The following is a 17,610-nucleotide window of genomic DNA, read 5'->3' as shown; positions in this document are numbered from 1 at the left end:
TACTAAGGAAATACCCTGTCATTTTACCAATTTTCATCTTAATTTTCAAATGTCCTCCTAATCAATTACATTTGCATGTAATTTAAACTTACTATATGACGAGGATAATTACAGTTTTTAGTTTTTTCATAGCACAACTCTGCTTTTCACAATCAACAGCAACTTATTTAGATAAAATCAGAAATAACGAAGCAGCACTAACTGCTTTCTTTTCTCAAATGCCAAAAGGCGGTGATTTACATCATCATTTTTCAGGCTCAATCTATGCCGAACCTTTATTAGAAAGAGCTATCGCAGAAGATTTCTATTTGAATTTAGAGACCATGCAAGTTCTAAAAGCAAAACCTGCAAAAGGAAACTGGGAGACTTTTTCTTCTCTTAGAAACAGCGGAAAACTAGAATATTACAAACAACAAATCATGCAAACCTGGTCTGCAAAAGACTATAACGGAGTTGCTGTTCCTTCTGATGATTTATTTTTTGACTCTTTCGAAAAATTTTCTCCTACTATCGACGGACATTTTGCCGAAGGTATGCTTGAGCTTAAAAACAGAGCAATTAAAGAAAATGTAAGCTATATTGAAACACAATTAAACACAATTCCTTGTGATATGAATGTGGATGATTTAGCCGACTTTAATACAAAACTAAGACTAGCTGCTGCTCAAAAAGACGAAAAAGCAATTTTTAAATCTTTAGATGCACTTTATAAATCATTACAAGATAAAAATGCTGTAAAATACGCTGAGGATTTCAATACTAATTTCATAGCCAAATTACATAAAGACCTTAAAATTGATGATGCAAACTTCACAATGCGCTATCAAAACTTTGTGTTGCGCTTTATGGAGCCTGTAGATTTATTCAAAAATCTTATGATTGCCTTTATCTCTGCTGACAAAAGCAAGCTTGTAGCGGGTGTAAATATCGTTTCTCCAGAACATGGCGAAACGTCTATGAAAGATTATTGGTTACACATGGTAATGTTTAAATACTGCCATTCTCGTTTTCCAGATGTAAAATATACACTTCATGCTGGTGAACTTACATTAGGACTTGTACAACCAGAAGAATTAACATGGCATATTACTTCGGCTATTCATACTGCCGGAGCTAATAGAATCGGTCATGGTGTAGATATCGCTTACGAAGAAAACTCGTATGACTTATTGCGTTATATGGCAAAGAATAATATTCCGATTGAGATTAACTTGGTAAGTAATGAGTTTATCCTGAAAGTTAAAAATGCACGTCATCCTTTTACATTATACAAAGAATTTAATGTGCCAATTGTAATTAGTACTGATGATGCAGGGATTTTAAGAACAAATATGACAGAGCAATATGTTTTATTGGCCAGCAGATATCAGGATGTTTCTTATGCGACAATTAAACAATACGTTTACAATAGTATCAACTACAGTTTCATTCAGGATAATGCCGTAAAAAAACAATTGCTAAAAGACCTTGATGCAAGATTTAAAACTTTTGAAGCTAAATTTTCAGAGAAATAAAATATGATTCAAGAAGCGGCTGTTTTATTTGTAAAAAAAGACCAAGAAAAGGATTTCGAAAATGATTTTGCTAAAGCAAGTCAGTATATAAGTTCTATAGAAGGTTATTTAGGGCACAGTCTTAAAAAATGCATGGAACAACCTAATAAGTATCTTTTATTGGTTGATTGGCGCAATCTCGAAGACCACACAATTCGTTTTAGAGAATCGGTAGCATATCTGGAATGGAAGAAATTATTACATCATTATTACGAGCCGTTTCCTATTGTAGAGCATTTTGAAGTGGTTTTTGAGAATAAAATATAATTAGCTTTTAACCGCAAAGTTCACAAAGATTTACGCAAAGCTCGCAATCCCGAAGCGTCGGGATAAAATCGGTCTAATCTTTTTATCCCGATAGCTATCGGGAGTGGCAAAAACTCAAAACAAAATATAATTCCTGAGAATGAACATCAAACTTATCGCCATTGGCAAAACCGACAATAAATCGCTTCAAACTTTAATTGACGATTATACTAAGCGTTTGTCTTTTTATATCAAATTTGACTTGGAGATTATTCCAGATATTAAGAATGTAAAAAACTTATCGGAGAGTCAGCAAAAAGAAAAAGAAGGCGAATTGATTCTGGCAAAACTAACGCCAACCGATCAGTTAATTTTATTAGACGAAAATGGTAAAAACTTCTCAAGCGTTGGTTTCTCAGAAGAATTACAGAAAAAAATGAACTCGGGTATTAAGACCTTGGTTTTTGTAATTGGTGGACCTTATGGATTCTCAGATACGGTTTACAGCAAAGCACAAGGCAAAATTTCGCTTTCGCTAATGACATTCTCACACCAAATGGTACGTTTGTTTTTTATCGAACAATTGTATCGCGGGTTTACAATTTTAAGAAATGAACCTTATCATCATCAATAGATTTCTTTGCTAAAAACATAAAAAAACCTCGCATTGTGGGGTTTTCTTTTTTCTATTCTTTACTACATATCCAAAACATCAGGAACTTTATACAGCAGTATTATCTACTTTTTTAATTTATTAATAAAATCTTCTTCAAATACTTTAATCTTATCTGGATATTCATTTTTATTTTTATAAAAAATATCAATCATTTTAAAATTAGAATCTACTACAGCTTGAAGTTCAATCCAAGCTTCTTTATATTCATTAGATTTATTTTCATCTAAATTAGTTATAAAAAAATAGCTATCACAATCCTCCCCTAAAGTTATATATCTAGTTGTATAAGTGCTATCCGAAATGCTAATATTAAGATTGGAATTTTTTATCATTCCTTTCTGTATTCTTCTTTCTAATTCATTATATGATATAGGAAAAGTATACACTTCAATTGATTTAGATTCTTTCGTAAAAAAATATACAAAAATCAAATAAGAAATTGTAGCTAAAAGCAGAATTCCAATAACGATTAATACTGTTTTAAAAATTGTTTTCATAAATTCATAAAATACTATAGATAAAGAAATATCATCTCACGTAATTTTTCTTATAGATTTTTTTGTGGGTACGAAGTCGTGAAACTTCGGCAGCTGGAATTATCGCGCTATCATTGCATATGCTCAAACGATGAGGAAATCTTCGAAGAGTTAGGCTATTACCTATTGCTTATAACATAATCACTACAATCACAATCGTTTTTTATCATTTCATTTAAAATTATTTTTTGAAACCTATTTTCAACTTCATTTGCCTCTGATTTGCTTAAATCTTCAAAATATAACCAACGCGGTGTTTCTCCGACCATTCTAAAAACTGATCTTATAGAAGTACTAGCGATGTTTTTTAATTTAGGATCAGATCCTAATACAGTAACGTAGTACATTTCTTCTGATAATCCAGAATTACCTTCGAAATAAAAAATCTTACCATTAAGAAATCCATAACCTATTTGTTCCCAACTATCATACTTCTTCCATTTTTCCGGTATTGCTGAATGTTTAGAACTTTCCTGAAAATTATCTAAGCATTTATTTAATTTTTCTTCATTACATTTAAATTCATATACGGATCCTCTACCTAAAGTACCAGCTATTTTATTATTACAACTAGCTAACACCAATATCACACTCATAATTATCACTTTCTTCATTTTATTTATTTTGCTTTTTGCTTTTTCAATTAAATTAAAAGCTGCTATTATATTATATACCGTTATCATTGTTTCTCAAATTCCTACACTATTTTATATTAGTACAAGGCCGAGGAACTATGTACAGTTTGTTTCCTGAAACTGACTGCACACAGTGAGGTTTTTCTTTTTTTATTCTTTATAGATTCTCTTTGTGGACACGGAAAAAATTTCCGCGCAATCGGGCGGTATATCCGAGACATTGGGTTATCTAATTTCTCGTCATTATAAACGAATTACCCCTATCCTTTAATCTCGTTCATTCTATAGTTTTTACTATATTAATCATGGCTAACATTTTATTTTTTCTTATTCTTAATCCGATATTCCAAATGTTTTTACAACCTGAAATCAGAATAGGATTTTCATCAACAAAATCCTCCATAATTAATCTTTTTTTATCTTTTTCCGTGAAACTGTCTATAGGCTTAACATCTAATGTATTTAACCATACACGCATTGCTTCATGTTCATTAGTTGCATAAACTTGAGTAATATAAGTTCCCCCATCATATTCCATTATAAAACTGTATAAGTGCTTCCTTTTTTCCATTTATTACTATATTTTATTTATTACCATCCAAACCCTTCTTTCCATCCATAATTATCTAAAACATCTTCACTTATAATAAAACATTCCACAGGATGCAATTTAAATCCAGGTTTGTCCTTCAATTCTAATATTACTAGTTGAACATTTGCTTTAGAAGAAAATACTCCTATAAATTTTATCTCGTCTATTTCATCTTCAGTATAAACATGCTCCAAAATATAGATTTTTTCTTTCATCATTTCTAGTTTTTTACTCATTGCATTTTATATATTAATGATAATTTCATATCAACTTATTCACTAATCATAATATTAAAAATAGCAGGAAACCAAATCAGTAATAATTGATAAACCAAAATCAGTATTATAAAAATCTTATCAAAAATAAAATCATTAAAATCTAGATAGTTTTTATTAAGCTCCAAATTTTCATTTAAAATATTACTTGAGTTTTGAATATTTATCATACTCTTCATAGAATGTATTATTACTTGAGCAAAAGAAAACAAGAACAATAAAAGCAATAACTTAATAGATAATCCATCGTATATACTATTAATCAGAAATAGTACAATACTAAAAATTAATAATACAACTATATACTTGTATTTAATCTCAATCTTATAATTGTATTTTAAATATAAAATATAGGTAAATACAATAAATAATATTGAATGCAACAGTTTAATGAATATCATATTTTATTCTTATAAATAATATGCAGTTTTACTTTCTATTTTCTTAGTCGCTATAAAGTCGGGAGACATTGTACAACGATATAAATTATCTTATTTTATAATTTTTTTTATCAAAAAAGATATTAATCCTATTAAACTACCAAACACCAGAATACCTAAAAATAATATAAACATGGTATCTAAACTCTCATTGATAATTCCGATTATTACAAATCCAATTACTCCAATTATTATATAGATAAACTCAGGATGTTTATCTATAAAAGCATTAACCTCTTTTTGCATTCTTTTTGCATTCTTTTTCATTCTTTATCGTTTTTTATCAGCAAGGAGATTTTATACGCTAATAGCGTGCACATCCAAGCCATAAGATTGACACTTACAGATGTCCATATTTTTTTATTATACGAGCTCTTTGTATAGACCCAGGTGCTGTTGGACACAATAAATCTTCTTTTAATGCATTAAAATTAATTCCTTTAGCTTCCTTTTCTATAGAAAATTTATTATCAACTAATAACATTATTAAATTTGTGAGATACATTGTTCCTTTAGCTTCTTCACATTCTTCATCATTTAGAAAAAAATGATTATTTTCTTCATCTATTTTAATAGAGTTCATAAAATCATTAAAAAAATAGACATTCTTAAATCCATCTATGTTTTGTATTTTGTAAATACCATCACTGTCTCTACACAATTTATCATGCCTGGGTTCAATGTATATTATATACTTACCAAACAAAGAGCAAAATCTAACTACCACATATGTTTGCCTATTAATATTATTACTGTATTTATCCAAATATTTTATAGTCACACTTTCTAATGAATCTGCAACAGAAGACTGTGCATTTCCATCTATACTAAAACTAAATATATAAAGAATGCTAACTGCAATCATTATTTTTTTCATTACCATAATACTGAATTTTATCAATAGTAAACCAACCATTAAACCAGACTTCACACTCCTGATTTTCTCTTTTTCTTTGTAAATTCTATTTCTAGCACAAAAAAAACCATGCTACCATTGTGAATATAGAATCTATCTAAATTCTTGCAAAATTATCAATTAACAAACACTAAATAAACTACTTACAATTTTATTTATAATAAAATAAGACATAAAAAAAAACCTTGCATACCTGCAAGGTTTTCCTTTTTAATTCTCTTTGCCAGTACAAAACCTGAAGACTTCGTACAGCTAGATTTATTCGTTTTTAATAGATAAATTCATCTATAACCATTGCAAATGATTGCAGTTTATTGATTAAAACTTTATCCTGAATATAACTTTCAAAACTCATATTCTTATCAAAGCAAAATTGCATTTTTGGTTTAACCGCAAAATCAAGGCTCGCAATATAGTTGAGTAATTCTTCTCTTTTAATTATTTCGTTATTGACCCTAACCGTTTTATTATCCTTTTCGAAAAAGATGATTAATCCTTCTTGTTTTGGTTTTTCGAGTTTATAATACACTTCCGTAAAAGGTACAAAAGCCAAATTCTTTCCGATGCTATCTGCGTACGAATAATAATTTTCGGCTTTTTTGTTTTCATGTGCTTTGTCAGCACGTTTCTTTTCCTGCAATTTTGCTACTTCTGGAATAACTAATCGTAAAGGCAAACGCTTGTCTATATTAAACAACCAATTGGTCGAAATAATACTATTTTTTCTGTTTACTTCCGCCAAAGTATCTTTTCCGTTTACTCTAAAAAAGATATAAATAGGCGAATGGTCTTGTACATCTTTCACTATAGACACATTTGCTTTTGGTAACAGAACATCCTCTTTTTTTCCACAAGAAAAAAGAAGTAAAACGAGAATAAGACTAAGGTATTTCATATTTTAAATTCTATGTTTTTATTTATTTTTTGTCACAGATTTATTTTGTCTGTATGACTTTCAGTATTGTCTATAAGGGAATGCAGATCCCGTAATGTCGGGACAAGAAAAAATCCGTTTAATCAGTGTTTTCGCATTAGCGAATCCGTTTAATCCGCGTTCCTTTCGCTAGTGTTGAATTAAATTTATTCGCTAAACTGCCATTTTATTAAACAAACTCACACATTCCATTGCTTCCTTCACATCATGAACACGTAAAATTTTAGCTCCTTTTGTTAAAGAAATCGTGTTCAAAACTGTTGTTCCGTTCAACGCTTCTTGCTGGTTTGTATTTAAATATTTGTATATCATAGATTTTCTCGAAAATCCAGCTAAAACAGGTAACTCTAAGATATTGAATAACTCCATTTTTTGTAGAACTTCATAATTTTGATCTAGTGTTTTAGCAAAGCCAAAACCAGGATCTAATATGATATCGTTTATACCTAAACTTCTGGCTTGTGCTACTTTTTTGGAGAAATAAAAAAGCATCTCTTTTACAATATCATCATAATCAGTTAAGGTTTGCATCGTTTGTGGCGTACCTCGCATGTGCATCAGGATATACGGAACATTATATTTGGCTATAACCTCAAACATTTTTTCGTCTAGATTGCCACCCGAAATATCATTTATAATTGCCGCTCCATTTTCTATACAAGCTTGTGCAACTTCACTTCTAAAAGTATCTATGGAAAGTAATGCATCTGGAAAATGCTGCAAAATCAGCTTTACAACTGGAACAATTCGGTTTAGTTCTTCTTCTCCCGAAACAAATTCGGCACTTGGTTTACTCGAATAAGCTCCAAGATCTATAAACGTTGCTCCATCGGCAATCATTTTTCCTACTTGAGTTATTATAGCTTCGTCGCTATCATATTTTCCACCATCAAAAAAAGAGTTTGGCGTTACATTTAAAATTCCCATTACTTTAGGAACTGACAAATCAATAAGTTGCCCTTTGCAGTTAATTGTCATTTTGTATTTTGTTTAATGTTTTCTTTATTTCAGGTTTAAAGTTTGAGGCCTAGAAATCAAGATTAACTATTTCAACAACTTAAAACTTTAAACCTGAAACTTTAAACTCTTTCAAAAATTTATCCCTATTTTTGAAGAAATTTAGACAAATATACATCAATAATGAAGAATACTTCTCAAGAATACGATAATGTAATTGCGATTTGTCGTTCGCTTTTTATCAATAAAATGAAAGACTATGGTAGTGCATGGCGCATATTAAGATTGCCTTCATTAACCGACCAAATTTTTATAAAAGCACAACGAATTAGAAGTTTACAAGAAAATGAAATTCGTAAAGTTGACGAGGATGAAAAAGGAGAATTCATCGGAATCATCAACTATTCCATAATGGCATTGATTCAATTAGAATTAGGTGTTGTCGATCAGCCTGATTTAGACGTAGAAAAAGCTACCGAATTATACGATGCCAAAGTAAAACTTACCAAAGAATTAATGCTTGCCAAAAATCATGATTACGGTGAAGCTTGGCGTGATATGCGTGTGAGTTCTTTAACCGATATCATTCTTCAAAAACTACTTCGCGTTAAGCAAATCGAAGATAACAAAGGAAAAACTTTAGTATCCGAAGGTATCGATGCTAATTATCAGGATATGATTAATTATGCTGTTTTTGCACTGATATTAAACCCTTTGGATACAAAAAAATAAATTACAATTTGTAAATAAAAAAAACTTTTTATGAAAAATATAATTACCCAATTCTCTAGACTATTTGTTGGAGTATTATTTATTATTTCTGGATTAATAAAACTAAACGACCCTGTAGGATTCTCATATAAACTGGCAGAATATTTTAGCGAACCTGTATTTAATATGCCTTTTTTAGAGCCAATAACTTTGGCTTTGGCTTTATTCTTAGTAATCTTAGAAGTAGTTTTAGGTGTAATGTTACTTATTGGATACAAATCTAAAGCTACAATCTGGAGTTTATTAATCCTGATTATACTTTTTACATTCCTTACTTTTTATTCGGCATATTTTGATGTTGTAAAAGACTGTGGTTGTTTTGGTGATGCTTTACATTTAACACCTTGGCAATCATTTACAAAAGATATTGTTTTATTATTCTTCATCTTGATTTTGTTCATTAATAAAGAATTGATTAAACCATTATTTAGTAATAGCGTTCAAAACATTGTTGCTTACGTAACTATCTTTTTGTGCATTTTTATGGGAGTTTGGGTATTGAACCATTTACCGATAAAAGATTTCCGTCCTTACAAAGTAGGTTCAAACATCGAGAAAGGAATGGAAATTCCAGAAGGAGCACCACAATCTGTTGTAGAAATGATTTTTATTTACAATGTAAATGGTGTAAACAAAGAATTTACTGAGAAAGATTTAATGGCTATTCCAGAAGGAGCTACTTTTGTTGACAGAAAAGACAAAGTAATCACTGAAGGTTATGTACCACCAATTCATGATTTTAGCATGGAAAAAGATGGTGAAGATCATAAAGATCAATTACTAAAAGAGCCTAAACTTATGATTTTTGTTACTTATGATTTAACTCGTTCTGAGCCATCTGGAATGGAAAAATTAGAAAAACTAAATCAGGAAGCTAAAGCAAAAGGATATAAAGTAATTGCCATGACAGCTTCGGGACAAGATGAAATTGCTGCTGCAAAAAAACAATATAAACTAAATGTCGATTTTTACTTTTGTGATGCTATAACGCTGAAAACAATCGAAAGAGCAAATCCTAGTATCGTAATCTTAAATGATGGAACTATTACTCAAAAAGTACATTATAACGACATTAAAGATTTGAAATTATAAAATAAAGAGATTAACCATAATAAGTGGTGTAAGTTTTATGCTGATTAGTCATGCTTATATTTACATCACTTATTATGTTTTTTTTAATACCAAAGTCAATAACATTCTTACTTAAAAAACGAAAACATAATGAGCAAAATACATAATTTGGTGTTTATTTTATTTTTTATGCTTTTGAGTTCTTTAAGTTTTGGTCAAGCCAAAGCACAAGATACAACCCAGGCCTATATCTTTTTTTTACATAATAAATTTCTTGAAGAAAATGATTTAAATGCTGTGCATCCTGAATATGGAAGAGCAGAATACAATGAAATCATTAAATCATTTAAAGATGACAACTTCATCGTTTTTAGTGAGCTAAGAAATAAGAATACCGATTTTGATGGATATGCTAAAAAAGTTGTTAAGCAAATTAAAAGCTTAATTAAAAAAGGAGTTAAACCAAATAAAATAACGGTAATAGGAACTTCTAAAGGAGGCTATCTTGCACAATACGTTTCTACTTATTTAGCAAATCCCAATGTTAATTTTGTATTTATCGGCTGTTTTACAGAATCTGATATTCAAAATATTCCAGTTATAAATTATTGTGGAAATATCTTGACAATCTATGAGAAATCAGATATCTACGGAGTTTCAGCCATAAAGCGAAAAGAAACTTCAAAATTAAAGATTAATCATTTCAAGGAAATTGAATTGAATACAGGTCTGAAACATGGTTTTTTATATAAAGCTTTAAATGATTGGATTGTGCCTTGCAAAAAATGGGCAAATGGCAATTACGAATTAAAATAAATATAATGTTCAATATAATTCTGACTGAGAATTTATTGGACATTTTTTATAGCTTACCTAGACGTTTTTTGACTTTTAAAAATCATCTAACTAAATAAAAAAACAGCTTTTTTTCCCTCTTCATGAAATCTCTTGAATAAAAAACACTCCAAAAACTCGTTTTGAGGTGTAACTATTACGATTTCATTTTCCTTTTTGTAACCAAAACTTCTCAATTTGTGACAAAATAAGGACGCCTTCAAATTTTGTTAATCTCTATTTCTGTTTCGATTTGTTTGTTTAACTTTGGTAAAAAATAATTAACCATGAAACAAATAGTTCTATCGCTTATTGCTTTTGTTACGTTTTCTTGTACAAATGCGCAAAAAACTGCTTTTTCTAAAGAAGCGCTATCAGAAAAATTATTAGCGACTGATAATAGTCAGGTTGCTTTTAAAGACATCTTAAAAAAGTATAAAGGAAAAACTTTGGTTATCGAAGTTTGGGCTTCATGGTGTGGAGATTGTGTAAAAGCAATGCCACAAGTAAAAGAATTACAAGCAAACAATCCAGATGTATCTTACTTATTCCTTTCGGCTGATAAAACTGCTGATAAATGGAAAGCTGGAATTGAAAAACACGAAATAAAAGGCGATCATTTTATGATGAACGACGGTATGAAAGGTGTTTTTGGAAAAGCAATTGATTTAGATTGGATTCCGAGATATATCATTGTGGACAAAAAAGGTAAAATTGTTTTGTATCGCGCAATCGAAAAGGATTTTGAAAAAATCAATCAAACTTTACAAAGCTTAAAATAAAAGTATAGAATTTCAAAAAATAAAAAAATAAAACGAACCGAGATGAGAAAGAAAATTGTTGCAGGAAACTGGAAAATGCATAAAAACGCAGAGCAAACTGAAGATTTATTAAACGAATTAATTGCTAAATTACCAACTGTAAGTGAGGCTCAAGTAATTGTAGCTCCTACTTTTGTAAACTTAGCTTCTGCAGTTGCACATTTAGAGTTTACAACTATTGAGGTTGCTGCACAAAATGTACACCAAGCTGAAAGCGGTGCCTTTACAGGTGAGGTTTCAGCAGATATGCTAAAAAGCGTTGGTGTAAACTACGTTATTCTTGGACACTCTGAGCGTAGAGCTATTTTTAAAGAAACTGATGCTCTAATTGCTAATAAAGTAGATACTGCATTAAAACATGAGTTAACAGTTATCTTCTGTTTTGGTGAAGAATTAAAAGACCGCCAAACAGGAAATCATTTTAATGTGGTTGAAAACCAATTAACTGATGGTTTGTTTCAAATAGAAAAAGAATCTTGGGCTAATGTTATCCTAGCTTACGAACCAGTTTGGGCTATCGGAACTGGAGAAACTGCTTCGCCAGAACAAGCACAAGAAATGCATGAATTTATTAGAGAAACTGTTCGTAAAGCTTTTGGAAAAGAGATTGCTGAAGAAGTTTCTATTTTATACGGAGGAAGTGTAAAACCTGACAATGCAAAAGAAATTTTCTCTAAACCAGATGTAGACGGTGGTCTTATCGGTGGAGCTGCATTAAAAGCAGATGATTTTGTTGCAATTGTAACTGCACTTTAATACTTCTGTTATATCATATAAAATGGTTTGAGAGTGCAAAACTTTCAAACCATTTTTTTATTCAATCAATTTATAATTACCTGAATAACAATTACAAATAATAACCTTTAGTAAACGTTCAGTTCTTTGATTTAATCATTCCTTGTTTTTATATTAATCTTATTATAACAGTTTTAAGTGATGTTTGTAGTCTATTACTAAACTACAAACTATGAAAAAACATTACACAAAAAGGTTACTTTATTTTTTCTTACTCCTAACCGCTTCTTACTCCTGGAGTCAAACATTAATTAATTACTGGTCATTTAATAATCCTGCATCTGTAGCAACTATAACAACTCCAAATGTTGCTCTGGTTTCTGGAACTACTATAACTGCTATTGCAGGAGGAACTAGTTTTATAGAATTTAATGGAGGAACTGGACAAAATTTTGATCTCTTAAATCTAAACTCACGTAATAGTGAAGTTTCAGGAACTCACCTCCGCTTTAGTAACCCTATAGGTGGCGCACTAGTGTTTACCTTACCAACCACAGGCTATAAAGATATAATTGTAAAATTTGCTACACGCCGCTCTGCACAAGGAGCAGGAACACAAAATTGGTTCTACTCACTTGACGGAAATACATATATCTCCTTTATTCCAGTTACCCCAAATAACGGTGATCCAGGTTTAGCTACTTTAGATTTTACAGCAATTACAGGTGCAAACAACAATTCGAATTTTAAATTAAAGGTCGAATTTATTCAAGGTCCTGGCGGAACTGGTGGAAATAATCGTTTTGATAATTTCACAACCGAAGGAACTCCTAATGGTGGCGGAGATACAAACGCTCCTGTCGCAACTATTTTGCCTGCAAACGCAAGCACAGCTATTAGCACTACAATTAATCCTACGATTACTTTTAACGAAAGTATCCGTTTAATCAATGATAATACTATAGATAACGCTAATGTAGCATCTTTGCTAGAATTACGTTTGAATAATGCAACTGGAGCCCTAATTCCATTTACCGCAACAGTAAATGATAAGGTAATCACAATTGTACCAGCACAAGCATTGGCTAATAATCAAACCTATTATCTGGCATTACTACCAAATACTATCGAAGATTTAAGCAACAATGCAATTGCCACAACACAATCATCATTATTTACAACCGCTAGTCCAACTGTTTCATTTACTTCCAACTTTGTTACTGTAAACGAAAATGCAGGAAACTTGAATTTTATAATCAATTTAGGAAGTCCGATAACTGGTTCTGTCGATTTAGTTGTAAAAGGAGCACCTTTTAGTACCGCTGATGCAAATGATTTTACTTTAAGTACACAAATCTTGCATTTTACCAATTTAAGCGCTTTAACGCAAACTATTACAATTCCTATTATCGATGATAATTTAGAAGAACAACAAGCTGAATATTTTGTACTGAGTTTAGAAAATCCTGTTGGTTTTACGATTACAGGAACATCAACAGCAACAATTTACATTAAAGACAATGATCGTTTAGCTCCTGTTCCTAATAAAGAAATCGAACTAAATTATATCGGCAGTTTTGATCCATCAGGAAGTAACACGAGTACCTGCGAGATTGTGGTTCATGATAAAACTTCTCAACGCTTATTTACTACAAGTGCAGTTGCAGGATTCCTGGATGTAATAAACTTTAGCGACCCTACAGCTCCAAAAGTGATCAAATCCATAGATATGAATGTTTATGGTGGCGTAACAAGTGTTGCGGTAAAAAACGGAATCGTAGCTGTTACTTCTCCAAATACAAATGAAGCCCTTAATGGTTCTGTAATATTTTTTGATACCGATGGTGTTTTTCAAAAACAAGTAATCGTAGGTGCTTTACCTGATATGATTACATTTTCGCCAGATGGGAAAAAAGTTATGACTGCCAATGAAGGACAACCAAATCTTGATTACACTGTAGATCCAGAAGGTTCTGTAAGTATAATTGATGTTTCTGGCGGAATTACCGCTTTAAATCAATCAAATGTTACAACATTACTCTTTACAGCTTATAATACGCAGGAAGCTACTTTAATTGCGTCTGGAGTTCGAAAACTGAAATTAACGAGTACTCTATCTCAGGATTTGGAACCAGAATACGTTACTATAAATTCTGACTCTAAAAAAGCATGGGTAACCTTGCAGGAAAACAATGCTATTGCCGAGATTGATTTAACCAATAATACCATAACCGATATCTGGGCATTAGGAACAAAAGATCTTAGTATTCCTGGAAACGGATTTGATGTATCGGATAACAACGGCGAAGTATTAATTGCCAATTGGCCTATGAAAGCCTTTTATCTTCCTGATGGAGTTGCAAATTATACTATTGGAGCAAATACATATTTGGTTACAGCAAATGAAGGTGACGAAAAAGAATATACTGGTTTTGTAGAAAGAACAACTATAGGAGCAACCAATCTAGATGCAACTATTTTTCCTAATGCAGCTGTTTTAAAACAAACGTATAATTTGGGTCGTTTTAGAACAACAAATCTAAATGGAAATTTAGATGGTGATGCAGAATTTGAGGAAATCAATTGTGTAGGAACACGTTCTTTTTCTATTTTTAATGCAACTACCAAACAAATTGTTTTTGATAGCGGAGACGACTTCGAAATGTACACAGCTTCAAATTTACCATTACTCTTTAATGCTGATCACGAAAGTAATACTGCCAAAACAAGAAGCCGTGCCAAAGGTCCAGAACCTGAAGGTATAACAACTGCAAAAATCGGAAGCGAAACTTTTGCTTTCATATCATTAGAACGTGTTGGTGGAGTTATGGTATATAATGTGACCGACCCTAATAATGCAAAATTTGTAGAATACAAAAATAGCCGAAGCACATCGGCATATGCAGGAGATCACGGACCAGAAGGTATTACTTATATCGCTCCTGAAAATAGCCCTACCGGAAAAGGATATATTCTTGTAGCTAATGAAATAAGTGGTACAATCACCATCTTTGAAGTTAATGCCAAAAGCTTATCAGCTCCCGATTTTGTTTCGGAAAGCACTCCTACTTTTGCATTATTCCCAAATCCATCGCAAAAAGGAATTGTGTATTTTAACAGAACTGCCGATGTTCAGGTATTTGATGTAAACGGTAAAAATGTTTTAACTACCAAAAATGCACAAACTATCAATACATCACAATTCTCTACAGGGATTTATTTTGTAAAAACATCTGATGGAATTGTCAAAAAAATGATTGTGAAATAATAGAGACGATCCGCAGTGTGTCTTCGCAATGTATCTCTGTAATGCGTCTTCACCGTGTTTTTTTTCTTAACAACATCTAAAAGACGCACTGCCGTGCGTCTCTACAACCAAAATTTGATTATATTTGAGAATGCAATCATTTGAAATTCAAAACAATATATAAAATCCAATTAATTGAGTTGTCATAATTATTAATAAACCCATTAAATTCAAAAAAGATGAAATTTACTAGAAAAGCACATGCCAACTGGAAAGGCACTGGAATGGAAGGAAAAGGAACTATTAGTACACAAAGTACCACTCTAGATAATGCACAACTATCATTCAAGACTCGTTTTGAAAACGGTGTAGGTACCAATCCCGAAGAATTGATTGCTGCAGCTCATTCTGGCTGCTTTACAATGCAATTAAGCTTCTTATTATCAGAAGCTGGTTATGTTCCCGAAGATTTGCATACAGAAGCCACTGTTACGTTTGAAGACGGCACAATAACTCAGATTAATTTGGATCTAAAAGGGAAAGTTCCAAATATCACCGAAGATGAGTTTTCTAAAACTGCTTTAAAAGCCAAAGAAATTTGTCCGATATCAAAGTTATTGAAAACGAATATTACTTTGTCTGTAAGTTTACTTTAAGAAAAAGAGAATCTAAGGTTCTTAAATTCTAAGTAACAAAGGTTCAAAGGCTTAGTTTGTCTTGAAAAAGGTACGCGGATTAAACGGATTCGCTTAGGCGAAGACACAGATTAAAACGGATTTTATTTCATTGTTAAAAAAAATCCGTTCTATCAGCGTTTTTGCTTTAGCAAATCCGTTTAATCCGCGTTACTATTTTAGATAAGTTCTCCAACTCTTCACTCTGCTCAATGTGATGAAAATTAAATATAAAAGTCCCACAGGAATGTGGGACTTTTATATTTATATCTTGTTTTGAAATAGCAATACATAAAAAAACAAATCAACTTATTTCCCAATCATATTCAAAAATTATTATATTTATGATAACCAAATAACATAAATACCTAAACTAACTCAGATTTACTTTTAAATCATTTAAAACCTCATAATCATGGAAATCTACAAAAAAGACAAGAAAGTAAGAAGCAAAAAACTTAAAGCTCGTGTAGATTTAACTGCCATGGTAAGCGTCTCTTTTTTATTGATTGTGTTTTTTATGGTTACAACTGAATTGGGGAAACCGAAAAATTTTGATTTTGGTCTACCTGATAAAGAGCAAGGTTGTGGACCTATAGCATGTTATGATAGTAATCGCTTTTATACAATATTATTAGGAGATAATGATAAAATAGTCACCTATTCAGGTTTATTATCATATCCAATTGAAGCTCCTAAAGAAATTAAGTATGGTAAAAATGGCATCCGAAAAGAAATATCAAATAGAAACAGAACTATTCTCCAATATTCTGCCAGCATGGGTAAACCTAAAAATGGGGCTATTATAGTTATAAAACCTGGTAATAAATCTAACTACGGTAACTTAGTTAATATTCTTGATGAAATGAAAATTGCTGGTATAGAAACCTATGCTATTCAAAATGAATTTACACCTGAGGAATCAAAATTATTAGCAGCTAGATAAAGAACACAAATAAATCAATCTCACTTATTTTATAATACATTCATTTTAATCTATCAGTTATGGAAATCTACAAAAAAGATAAGAAAGTAAGAAGCAAAAAACTAAAAGCACGTGTAGATTTAACTGCCATGGTAAGTGTTTCTTTTTTATTAATTGTATTTTTTATGGTTACAACTGAATTGGGCAAACCGAAAATCATGAGTTTAAGCTTACCTGAGAAAGATCCTCCAACATGTCGTTTGTATGTTGGTGGTTGTGGCGAAAATCGTTCTTTAACCCTATTACTCGGAGATGATAATAAAATAATATATTATATGGGATATCTAGCAACTCCTATTGTTGCCCCAAAAAAGATGAAATACGGAAAAGGAAAAGATGGAATTAGAGAAGAACTACTAAAAAGAAATGAATCGGTGCTTGAATATTCTTCTAATATAGGAAAACCAGGAAGAGGAGTTACTGTAATTATAAAACCAAGCAAAAAATCAAATTATAAAAATTTAATTGACATTTTGGATGAAATAGCAATTGCTAAAATTGAAACGTATACAATTGTAAATGATTTTACGCCTGAGGAATCAAAATTATTAGCTGCTAGATAAAACATACCTATTTGATGTAGCTAACGGAGATTTCTCGTTCCTCGAAAAGACAAGATTGGGATTGCATTGTGCACAAACTTGTATATAGATAATTTTTGTTTCTACCCAATCTTGTCACCCTGACGTAGGAAGGGTCTCTACAAGAAACT

At 31.1% G+C, this 17,610-nt stretch carries 20 protein-coding genes; 12 read left to right on the top strand and 8 right to left on the bottom strand.

The genetic code is table 11. The features are described from left to right. Nucleotides 1–95 precede the first annotated feature (95 nt). The 3 genes from SHI72_RS04955 to rlmH all read left to right on the top strand — a co-directional run bounded on the left by SHI72_RS04955 (nt 96) and on the right by rlmH (nt 2,433). Nucleotides 96–1,514, top strand: coding sequence for an adenosine deaminase (locus SHI72_RS04955; RefSeq protein ID WP_323489239.1), 1,419 nt, complete (start codon nt 96–98; stop codon nt 1,512–1,514). 3 nt (nt 1,515–1,517) lie between these two features. Next, complete coding sequence (locus tag SHI72_RS04950) at nt 1,518–1,820, top strand: antibiotic biosynthesis monooxygenase (protein ID WP_323489238.1); 303 nt, start codon at nt 1,518–1,520, stop codon at nt 1,818–1,820. 139 nt (nt 1,821–1,959) lie between these two features. Further along, on the top strand, nt 1,960–2,433 hold the full coding sequence (gene rlmH / locus SHI72_RS04945) for a 23S rRNA (pseudouridine(1915)-N(3))-methyltransferase RlmH (RefSeq protein ID WP_035628752.1): 474 nt from the start codon (nt 1,960–1,962) through the stop codon (nt 2,431–2,433). 104 nt (nt 2,434–2,537) lie between these two features. Here the strand turns inward: rlmH and SHI72_RS04940 are convergent, their stop codons facing one another. The 8 genes from SHI72_RS04940 to folP form a co-directional block, all read right to left on the bottom strand. After that, nucleotides 2,538–2,972 (bottom strand): hypothetical protein, encoded by a 435-nt coding sequence (locus SHI72_RS04940; protein WP_323489237.1) that lies wholly within the window; start codon nt 2,970–2,972, stop codon nt 2,538–2,540. Nucleotides 2,973–3,130: 158 nt separating this feature from the next. Continuing rightward, nucleotides 3,131–3,694 (bottom strand): hypothetical protein, encoded by a 564-nt coding sequence (locus tag SHI72_RS04935; protein ID WP_323489236.1) that lies wholly within the window; start codon nt 3,692–3,694, stop codon nt 3,131–3,133. 229 nt (nt 3,695–3,923) lie between these two features. Next, on the bottom strand, nt 3,924–4,217 hold the full coding sequence (locus SHI72_RS04930; RefSeq protein WP_323489235.1) for a hypothetical protein: 294 nt from the start codon (nt 4,215–4,217) through the stop codon (nt 3,924–3,926). 20 nt (nt 4,218–4,237) lie between these two features. Beyond that, nucleotides 4,238–4,474, bottom strand: coding sequence for a hypothetical protein (locus tag SHI72_RS04925; protein WP_323489234.1), 237 nt, complete (start codon nt 4,472–4,474; stop codon nt 4,238–4,240). 530 nt (nt 4,475–5,004) lie between these two features. Further along, the gene (locus tag SHI72_RS04920; protein WP_323489233.1) at nt 5,005–5,220 is read right to left on the bottom strand and encodes a hypothetical protein; all 216 of its coding nucleotides are present in this window, start codon (nt 5,218–5,220) and stop codon (nt 5,005–5,007) included. 73 nt (nt 5,221–5,293) lie between these two features. Further along, nucleotides 5,294–5,830 carry a hypothetical protein gene (locus SHI72_RS04915; RefSeq protein ID WP_323489232.1) on the bottom strand — a complete coding sequence of 179 codons (537 nt, stop codon included), beginning with the start codon at nt 5,828–5,830 and terminating at the stop codon, nt 5,294–5,296. A gap of 307 nt (nt 5,831–6,137) precedes the next feature. Then, complete coding sequence (locus SHI72_RS04910; RefSeq protein WP_323489231.1) at nt 6,138–6,764, bottom strand: hypothetical protein; 627 nt, start codon at nt 6,762–6,764, stop codon at nt 6,138–6,140. 192 nt (nt 6,765–6,956) lie between these two features. Beyond that, the gene (gene folP, locus SHI72_RS04905; protein WP_323489230.1) at nt 6,957–7,781 is read right to left on the bottom strand and encodes a dihydropteroate synthase; all 825 of its coding nucleotides are present in this window, start codon (nt 7,779–7,781) and stop codon (nt 6,957–6,959) included. 162 nt (nt 7,782–7,943) lie between these two features. Between folP and SHI72_RS04900 the strand changes: the two genes are divergently transcribed. From SHI72_RS04900 to SHI72_RS04860, 9 genes are all read left to right on the top strand, one after another. After that, nucleotides 7,944–8,492 carry a DUF1599 domain-containing protein gene (locus SHI72_RS04900; RefSeq protein ID WP_035627248.1) on the top strand — a complete coding sequence of 183 codons (549 nt, stop codon included), beginning with the start codon at nt 7,944–7,946 and terminating at the stop codon, nt 8,490–8,492. A gap of 30 nt (nt 8,493–8,522) precedes the next feature. Further along, complete coding sequence (locus SHI72_RS04895; protein WP_039114565.1) at nt 8,523–9,623, top strand: BT_3928 family protein; 1,101 nt, start codon at nt 8,523–8,525, stop codon at nt 9,621–9,623. Between the two features lie 129 nt (nt 9,624–9,752). Beyond that, on the top strand, nt 9,753–10,418 hold the full coding sequence (locus SHI72_RS04890) for an alpha/beta hydrolase (protein WP_123912094.1): 666 nt from the start codon (nt 9,753–9,755) through the stop codon (nt 10,416–10,418). A gap of 305 nt (nt 10,419–10,723) precedes the next feature. After that, a complete protein-coding gene (locus SHI72_RS04885; RefSeq protein ID WP_039117636.1) occupies nt 10,724–11,218 on the top strand; it encodes a TlpA family protein disulfide reductase in 495 nt (164 codons plus the stop codon). A 42-nt stretch (nt 11,219–11,260) separates the two neighbouring features. Then, a complete protein-coding gene (gene tpiA, locus SHI72_RS04880; protein WP_039117635.1) occupies nt 11,261–12,013 on the top strand; it encodes a triose-phosphate isomerase in 753 nt (250 codons plus the stop codon). Between the two features lie 211 nt (nt 12,014–12,224). Further along, the gene (locus SHI72_RS04875) at nt 12,225–15,260 is read left to right on the top strand and encodes a choice-of-anchor I family protein (protein WP_323489229.1); all 3,036 of its coding nucleotides are present in this window, start codon (nt 12,225–12,227) and stop codon (nt 15,258–15,260) included. Nucleotides 15,261–15,478: 218 nt separating this feature from the next. Next, a complete protein-coding gene (locus tag SHI72_RS04870) occupies nt 15,479–15,895 on the top strand; it encodes an OsmC family protein (RefSeq protein ID WP_039117633.1) in 417 nt (138 codons plus the stop codon). A 433-nt stretch (nt 15,896–16,328) separates the two neighbouring features. Further along, nucleotides 16,329–16,859 carry an ExbD/TolR family protein gene (locus tag SHI72_RS04865; protein ID WP_039114572.1) on the top strand — a complete coding sequence of 177 codons (531 nt, stop codon included), beginning with the start codon at nt 16,329–16,331 and terminating at the stop codon, nt 16,857–16,859. A 59-nt stretch (nt 16,860–16,918) separates the two neighbouring features. After that, on the top strand, nt 16,919–17,461 hold the full coding sequence (locus SHI72_RS04860; RefSeq protein WP_323489228.1) for a biopolymer transporter ExbD: 543 nt from the start codon (nt 16,919–16,921) through the stop codon (nt 17,459–17,461). The last annotated feature ends 149 nt before the right edge of the window (nt 17,462–17,610 follow it).

The sequence above is a fragment of the Flavobacterium sp. PL02 genome (assembly GCF_035013205.1).
In the GTDB taxonomy this organism is placed as follows: Bacteria; Bacteroidota; Bacteroidia; order Flavobacteriales; family Flavobacteriaceae; genus Flavobacterium.
The sequence above is the reverse complement of the archived record's forward strand: the minus strand, read 5'-3'. Positions and strand labels throughout refer to the sequence as shown.

Excerpts from the sequence above, each read along its gene's own strand:
- SHI72_RS04885 (WP_039117636.1), top strand. The coding sequence starts at position 10,724 with ATGAAACAAATAGTTCTATCGCTTATTGCTTTTGTTACGTTTTCTTGT.
- tpiA (WP_039117635.1), top strand. The coding sequence starts at position 11,261 with ATGAGAAAGAAAATTGTTGCAGGAAACTGGAAAATGCATAAAAACGCA.
- SHI72_RS04865 (WP_039114572.1), top strand. The coding sequence starts at position 16,329 with ATGGAAATCTACAAAAAAGACAAGAAAGTAAGAAGCAAAAAACTTAAA.
- SHI72_RS04920 (WP_323489233.1), bottom strand. The coding sequence starts at position 5,220 with ATGAAAAAGAATGCAAAAAGAATGCAAAAAGAGGTTAATGCTTTTATA.
- SHI72_RS04870 (WP_039117633.1), top strand. The coding sequence starts at position 15,479 with ATGAAATTTACTAGAAAAGCACATGCCAACTGGAAAGGCACTGGAATG.
- SHI72_RS04875 (WP_323489229.1), top strand. The coding sequence starts at position 12,225 with ATGAAAAAACATTACACAAAAAGGTTACTTTATTTTTTCTTACTCCTA.
- SHI72_RS04895 (WP_039114565.1), top strand. The coding sequence starts at position 8,523 with ATGAAAAATATAATTACCCAATTCTCTAGACTATTTGTTGGAGTATTA.
- SHI72_RS04950 (WP_323489238.1), top strand. The coding sequence starts at position 1,518 with ATGATTCAAGAAGCGGCTGTTTTATTTGTAAAAAAAGACCAAGAAAAG.
- SHI72_RS04910 (WP_323489231.1), bottom strand. The coding sequence starts at position 6,764 with ATGAAATACCTTAGTCTTATTCTCGTTTTACTTCTTTTTTCTTGTGGA.
- SHI72_RS04955 (WP_323489239.1), top strand. The coding sequence starts at position 96 with ATGACGAGGATAATTACAGTTTTTAGTTTTTTCATAGCACAACTCTGC.
- SHI72_RS04900 (WP_035627248.1), top strand. The coding sequence starts at position 7,944 with ATGAAGAATACTTCTCAAGAATACGATAATGTAATTGCGATTTGTCGT.
- SHI72_RS04935 (WP_323489236.1), bottom strand. The coding sequence starts at position 3,694 with ATGATAACGGTATATAATATAATAGCAGCTTTTAATTTAATTGAAAAA.
- SHI72_RS04930 (WP_323489235.1), bottom strand. The coding sequence starts at position 4,217 with ATGGAAAAAAGGAAGCACTTATACAGTTTTATAATGGAATATGATGGG.
- SHI72_RS04890 (WP_123912094.1), top strand. The coding sequence starts at position 9,753 with ATGAGCAAAATACATAATTTGGTGTTTATTTTATTTTTTATGCTTTTG.
- SHI72_RS04940 (WP_323489237.1), bottom strand. The coding sequence starts at position 2,972 with ATGAAAACAATTTTTAAAACAGTATTAATCGTTATTGGAATTCTGCTT.
- SHI72_RS04915 (WP_323489232.1), bottom strand. The coding sequence starts at position 5,830 with ATGAAAAAAATAATGATTGCAGTTAGCATTCTTTATATATTTAGTTTT.
- SHI72_RS04925 (WP_323489234.1), bottom strand. The coding sequence starts at position 4,474 with ATGAGTAAAAAACTAGAAATGATGAAAGAAAAAATCTATATTTTGGAG.
- SHI72_RS04860 (WP_323489228.1), top strand. The coding sequence starts at position 16,919 with ATGGAAATCTACAAAAAAGATAAGAAAGTAAGAAGCAAAAAACTAAAA.
- rlmH (WP_035628752.1), top strand. The coding sequence starts at position 1,960 with ATGAACATCAAACTTATCGCCATTGGCAAAACCGACAATAAATCGCTT.
- folP (WP_323489230.1), bottom strand. The coding sequence starts at position 7,781 with ATGACAATTAACTGCAAAGGGCAACTTATTGATTTGTCAGTTCCTAAA.